The organism is Streptococcus acidominimus, from assembly GCF_001921825.1.
In the GTDB taxonomy this organism is placed as follows: Bacteria; Bacillota; Bacilli; order Lactobacillales; family Streptococcaceae; genus Streptococcus; species Streptococcus acidominimus.
This window is the reverse complement of sequence record NZ_MSJL01000072.1, coordinates 1-5419: the sequence shown is the minus strand read 5'-3', so window position 1 is coordinate 5419 and position 5419 is coordinate 1. Positions and strand designations below refer to the sequence as shown.

General features: G+C 43.0%; 7 protein-coding genes. All 7 read right to left on the bottom strand.

The features are described from left to right. A partial coding sequence (locus tag BU200_RS09870) for a CPBP family intramembrane glutamic endopeptidase (RefSeq protein WP_142237049.1) occupies window positions 1-402 on the bottom strand: 402 nt, incomplete at its 3' end. Between the two features lie 98 nt (window positions 403-500). Beyond that, window positions 501-809 carry a hypothetical protein gene (locus BU200_RS09865; protein ID WP_075099976.1) on the bottom strand — a complete coding sequence of 103 codons (309 nt, stop codon included), beginning with the start codon at window positions 807-809 and terminating at the stop codon, window positions 501-503. Between the two features lie 159 nt (window positions 810-968). Further along, window positions 969-1316 (bottom strand): 50S ribosomal protein L19, encoded by a 348-nt coding sequence (gene rplS / locus BU200_RS09860; protein WP_067085767.1) that lies wholly within the window; start codon window positions 1314-1316, stop codon window positions 969-971. Window positions 1317-1581: 265 nt separating this feature from the next. Next, window positions 1582-2493: a DNA-binding protein WhiA gene (whiA, locus tag BU200_RS09855; protein ID WP_075099975.1), complete on the bottom strand. Its 912-nt coding sequence runs from the start codon at window positions 2491-2493 to the stop codon at window positions 1582-1584. After that, entirely contained in the window at window positions 2490-3464 is a 975-nt protein-coding gene (locus tag BU200_RS09850) for a YvcK family protein (protein ID WP_075099974.1), read from the bottom strand. Before BU200_RS09850 ends, whiA begins: the two co-directional genes overlap by 4 nt. Next, the gene (gene rapZ, locus BU200_RS09845) at window positions 3461-4348 is read right to left on the bottom strand and encodes an RNase adapter RapZ (RefSeq protein WP_075099973.1); all 888 of its coding nucleotides are present in this window, start codon (window positions 4346-4348) and stop codon (window positions 3461-3463) included. Before rapZ ends, BU200_RS09850 begins: the two co-directional genes overlap by 4 nt. An 11-nt stretch (window positions 4349-4359) precedes the next feature. After that, window positions 4360-4740 carry a RidA family protein gene (locus BU200_RS09840; RefSeq protein ID WP_075099972.1) on the bottom strand — a complete coding sequence of 127 codons (381 nt, stop codon included), beginning with the start codon at window positions 4738-4740 and terminating at the stop codon, window positions 4360-4362. Between the last annotated feature and the right edge of the window lie 679 nt (window positions 4741-5419).

Genomic DNA, 5419 nt, shown 5'->3' with positions numbered 1-5419 from the left:
AAAGACTTTGCAGGTTTCTTGCTTTGAATGCCCTGAATTTTTATAGGCAATCACACGTTTTCTAAAATCAATTCCATATGCCATAGATTTATTATAACATGTATTATATAAAAAGTGAAAGACTATAAAATGGATAAAGATAGCCCACCAAAGGCTCCGCGTACGAATGACAACTGCAGCAAAGTAGATACCCATTGCCATTGCATAGTAGACTTGAAAAAGAGTGACATCCAGCGCTTGTGTTTGCAGGTTTCCCAAGTGAGCTAGTCCAAAAGCCAAACTTGAAATAAGAACAGCTTGCAGAACGTTCTTGTAGGAACCTAGCCCGTCTTTCAGCGCGATCTGTAATAGGACACCACGGCAGATGTATTCTTCGACAAAGCCAGCTCCTAGAGCTGTTATAGTTGTTTAGTTTACTTTTAGTACTAGGCAACGAGTCGCAGGTAGTACTGAAGTACAGCAAGACGAGTTAACGAAGTAATAAAAGATAAACTAAATGACTATATCAGAGCGGTTGGTAAATAGTCCTGATGTTCTTCAAAGCCAAAGGCTAGCAGAGGGAGGCAGACAAAAATGAGATAGAGTAGGTTGAGCCAGTTAACCCGTAATTGCTCTCCCAATCCAACGCGGACTTTCAGAGGCATGTTTAAATGTAGGAAACGATGTCCAGCTAAGTAGAAGATAAGAGCCAGTAAGCCCGTTTTGATAAGATAGTAATAGATACCGTCAGGTAAAAAACTCAAGCTCCAATTAGCTACGAGTAATAATAGGCTATAAAGGCTAATTTGATAGAATGATCTTTTCGACATAATTTCTCCTTTTCATTTTCAAAGAGTATCGGAAGTTTTATTATCGTGAGCAAAGAAAAAAGATTGAAGAAAATAATCCAAATCGGACTTCTCTTCAATCCAGCACCATTGTGGGTACCCAAATCCATCCTTGACTTGAAAAACCAAGTCTTATCTTGCTTAACGACGGATTTCTTTGATACGCGCAGCTTTTCCTTGCAATGCACGTAGGTAGTACAATTTCGCACGACGTACTTTACCGTAACGTACTACTTCAATTTTATCAACACGTGGAGTGTGGATTGGGAATGTACGTTCTACACCGATACCGCTTGAAATCTTGCGGACAGTATACATTTCTGAGATACCTTGACCTTTACGAGAGATTACAACCCCCTCAAAGATCTGGATACGCTCACGGCTTCCCTCAACAACCTTTGCGTGCACACGAACAGTGTCACCAGGGCGGAATGCAGGAATATCTGTACGAAGCTGACCTTCTGTCAAACTTTGAATTAATGGATTCATGTTTCTTTATTCTCCTATCTTGCCAATCATGGGAGCCTTCGTCCCAGCGGATTAACCGTTTTTGGTGTGTCCATTACACACTTTCTCTATTATATACAAAGTTTCAATCATTGTAAAGTAAAATAACTAATTTTAAGATCATTTAAAAAGTGACTACATACAAAGAGCTTACGAAGCGTACAATCACTCCTAGACAATCGTAGCCAAGCAGAATTTCTTTCAGTCAGAAGAAAACAATGATCAGATAGCTAGCCTTTGACAGGTATCACAATTCCTCGGCAATTTTATTGATTTTGCGCAGGCGATGATTGAGACCGCTCTTGGTAATCGGTGTTGAGAGGCTGTCCGCTAACTGTTGGATCGAATAGTCTGGGTGCTGAATCCGTAGTTGTGCAACCTCTTGCAAATCTGCGGGCAATTGATCCAGTCCAATCGTTTCCATTATTTTAGAAATATGATGGATGGTCTTCATGCTGGCAGTCACGGTACGAGCAATATTGGCCGCTTCTGCGTTGATTGCCCGATTGAGATCATTTCGTGTCTCGCGCAATAGCTTGACATTTTCAAATTCTGTCCTAGCTTCTTCAGCACCGATAATCAAAAGAAAGTCCATGATATCTTCTGCCCGCTGCAAATAGGTAACACTACCTTTGGTGCGCTCAATCACCTTGCCATCCAAGAGAAACTTTTGAAGGAGGTTGGCTAGGTCATGGGCATGATCTTCATAGATGGAAGCGATTTCCAGCTGATACTTACCTGTTTCGGGATCCTTGACTGATCCACTAGCTAAAAAAGCACCACGGAGGTAGGACTGGCTCCAGCTATCGCTTTCCAAAATCGCAGGGGCAATCCCTGTCTCTAAGCCAAAAAAACTATCTGCTAGATAGAGATCATTTAAAATCTCATTCACCCCGTCCTCTAAAAATACTGTATAGACACGGTTTTTCCGCAGGTTGGTCTTTTGGTGGTGACGAATTTCAGCCTTGACTTGGTAAAATTGATAAAGCATTTCATAGAGATGACGAGCTATCTTGGCATTTTCACTGCTGATTGATAGGGTAAGCCCCGACGACGCCAAACCGAGGCTACCAGACAGCTTAATCATAGCTGCCAATTCACTCTTTTCAGGTCGGCTGTGACTGATGATTTCTTCTTTTACTTGCACACTAAAACTCATGATCTCACCTGCAAGATTTTCAAGAGTTCTTCAACGACCAAGTCCCCGTCATGAAAGGCTCCGCCATTTTCAAGCCTCAAAAAATTAGAGGAAATCACTCGCTTGGCTTGCGATTGTAAGCCTGTAAAATCATGTTTGACCTGAACCAAGTATTCATCAAACTGGTGGGTATTCATGTATTCTTGGGGAACTGGTTCAATATTGACCAATACCGTATCAATCACATTCTCTCCGACATGCATGTTCAGAACTCGTACATGATCTGCATCGCTGAAAAATTCCGTTTCACCCCGCTGGGTCATGATATTGCAAACATAGGTTACATCAGCCTTGGTCTCTTTCAAGGCTTGACCGATTTCTGAAATCATAAGATTGGGCAAAATAGAGGTAAAGAGAGAGCCGGGACCAAGGACGATCATGTCACTTTCCAAAATACTATCGACCACTTTCCGACTGGCTGTCGGTTCATCTTGATTATAAGAATTGGTCACATAGACGTGGTCTATCATACCTTTGTAACCGGCAATCTTGCTTTCACCAACCACCTCATGACCATCTGTAAAGACAGCATGGAGGGTCAGGGCGTTCTCACTTGACGGATAAATTTTCCCAGTGGTATGAAAGAACTTGGATAAGAGTTGCATGGCATGGTAGGTTGAGCCCTGCATTTCAGAAATTCCAGCGATAATCAAATTGCCCAAGGGATGTCCTGCCAGTGCCCCATCTGTCTCCGCAAAGCGGTACTGAAAGATACGCTCATAGAGCTTTGGCATATCCGACATGGCAAGCAAAACATTGCGCAAATCACCAGGAGGGGTCATCTGCAAGGCTTGACGAATTTCGCCTGAAGAGCCACCATCATCTGCTACCGTCACGATCGCGGTAATGTCCACATCCTTGTCACGCAGACTTTTTAGAATAACTGGAATGCCTGTACCGCCTCCAATGACAGCTATTTTAGGTTTTCTCATGAACGATTGACCGTTTCCTTTCGTCTATCTTTATCACGGTGACTAAGGTTGACCGTCCATCCTTTTTCTAAATCATCTGCTAGGCGCTTGGCAAAGGCCACACTTCTATGCTGGCCACCTGTACAGCCAATTGCAATGGTCAGAACAGATTTACCTTCCTTTTGATAACCGGGCAGAATCGGCTCAATCAGTCCCAACAAATGGCGATAGAATGCCTCGGATTCCTCATGCTCCATAACATAGTTAAAGACGGGGTCATCCAAGCCTGTCAAATTCCGCAGTTCAAGCTGGTAGTATGGATTTGGTAAGAAGCGTACATCAAAGACTAAATCCGCATCAAGTGGCAAGCCGTATTTGAAGCCAAAAGAGATGACCTCCACACGAAATGAGGACTGACTGGTCAAACTAGCAAACTGGTCTGAAATTTCCTTACGGAGATGACGCGGTGTCAATTCCGTTGTATCGATCACATTCTGGCTCATATTTTTGAGCGGTGCCAGTAGTTCTCGCTCCAATTGAATCCCATCAAGGACGCGTCCGTCTGCTGCAAGCGGATGCGAGCGGCGCGTCTCCTTGTAGCGGGCTACCAGTTCACTATCGGTCGCATCCAAAAAGAGGATCTTAAAGTCCACATCATCTGCCGATTCAACCTCATCTAAAACCTGACGGATTTCTGCAAAAAAGGAACGGCTACGCATGTCCACAACAAGTGCCACCTTGTCGTTGTCTTGACTATGGCGCATCAATTCTAAAAATTTTGGCAACAGGGCTGGGGGCATATTGTCAACCGTAAAATAGCCTAAGTCCTCAAAAGACTGAATGGCTACGGTCTTTCCAGCACCGGACATCCCTGTAACAATCACAAGGTGTAGTTTGTCAGACATAGCTCTCCTCTCTAATTTTCCACGACTGCAATGACTTCAATTTCCACTTTGACATCGCGCGGCAGACGAGCTACTTCGACTGCTGACCGAGCTGGAAATTCAGTTGTAAAGGCTGTTTTATAAACTTCATTAAAGGCTACAAAGTCATTCATATCACTCAAGAAACAAGTTGTTTTCACTACATGATCAAAATCAGTCCCCGCCTCTGTCAAAATCGCTCGGATATTCTTCAAGACTTGAACGGTTTGTTCCTCAATAGTTGCTCCTACAAGCTCACCTGTTTCTGGAGACAGAGGCACTTGACCTGATGCAAATAACAAATTTCCGACAACCTTTCCTTGAACGTAAGGTCCGATCGCCGCTGGCGCTTTATCCGTGTGAATGGTTTTCATACTCATACTCCTTTCATTTTTCTTTATTATAGCATATTTTAAAACAAGATACGAGGACGTTAAACAACTCCTAGACAAAATAGGCAAACGAAGCAGATTGTCTTGCAATCAATGAGTTTGATCTTTTTGTCAGTGAGTTGTAGTCCGAGTTCAGTTACACAAGATACGAGAGCGTTTGACACGAGTTGCACTCGTTTTATTTCCGACCTTCAACGTCATTCCTAGACTGTGTGACACGAGTGCTGATCGCTCTACCTCCAACCTTCAACAGTCGATTCCTAGACTGTGTGACACGAGTGCTGATCGGTCTATGTCCAACCTTCAACAGTCGATTCCCAGACTGTTTGACACGAGTTGCACTCGTTCTATTTCCGACCTTCAACAGTCAATTCCTAGACTGTTTGACACGAGCGCTGATCGTTCTATTTCCAACCTTCAACAGGCTATTCCTAGACTGTTGAAGCTACTAAAGTTGCAACAGTTACGGCTATTTTTTCCAATTGATGTTCAAAAGAATGTGACCTATATTCAACCAAAAATCCCCAGTCCTTTTGATATACTCCCCATATAGTGGACAGTGAAAAAACAAAAATTCACTAGACACTATAAGGGGAGTTTTCACATGTCCAAAAGAAGTCCAAAATCAGTAGAAGAAAAGTTAGAAATTGTTTGCTTATTC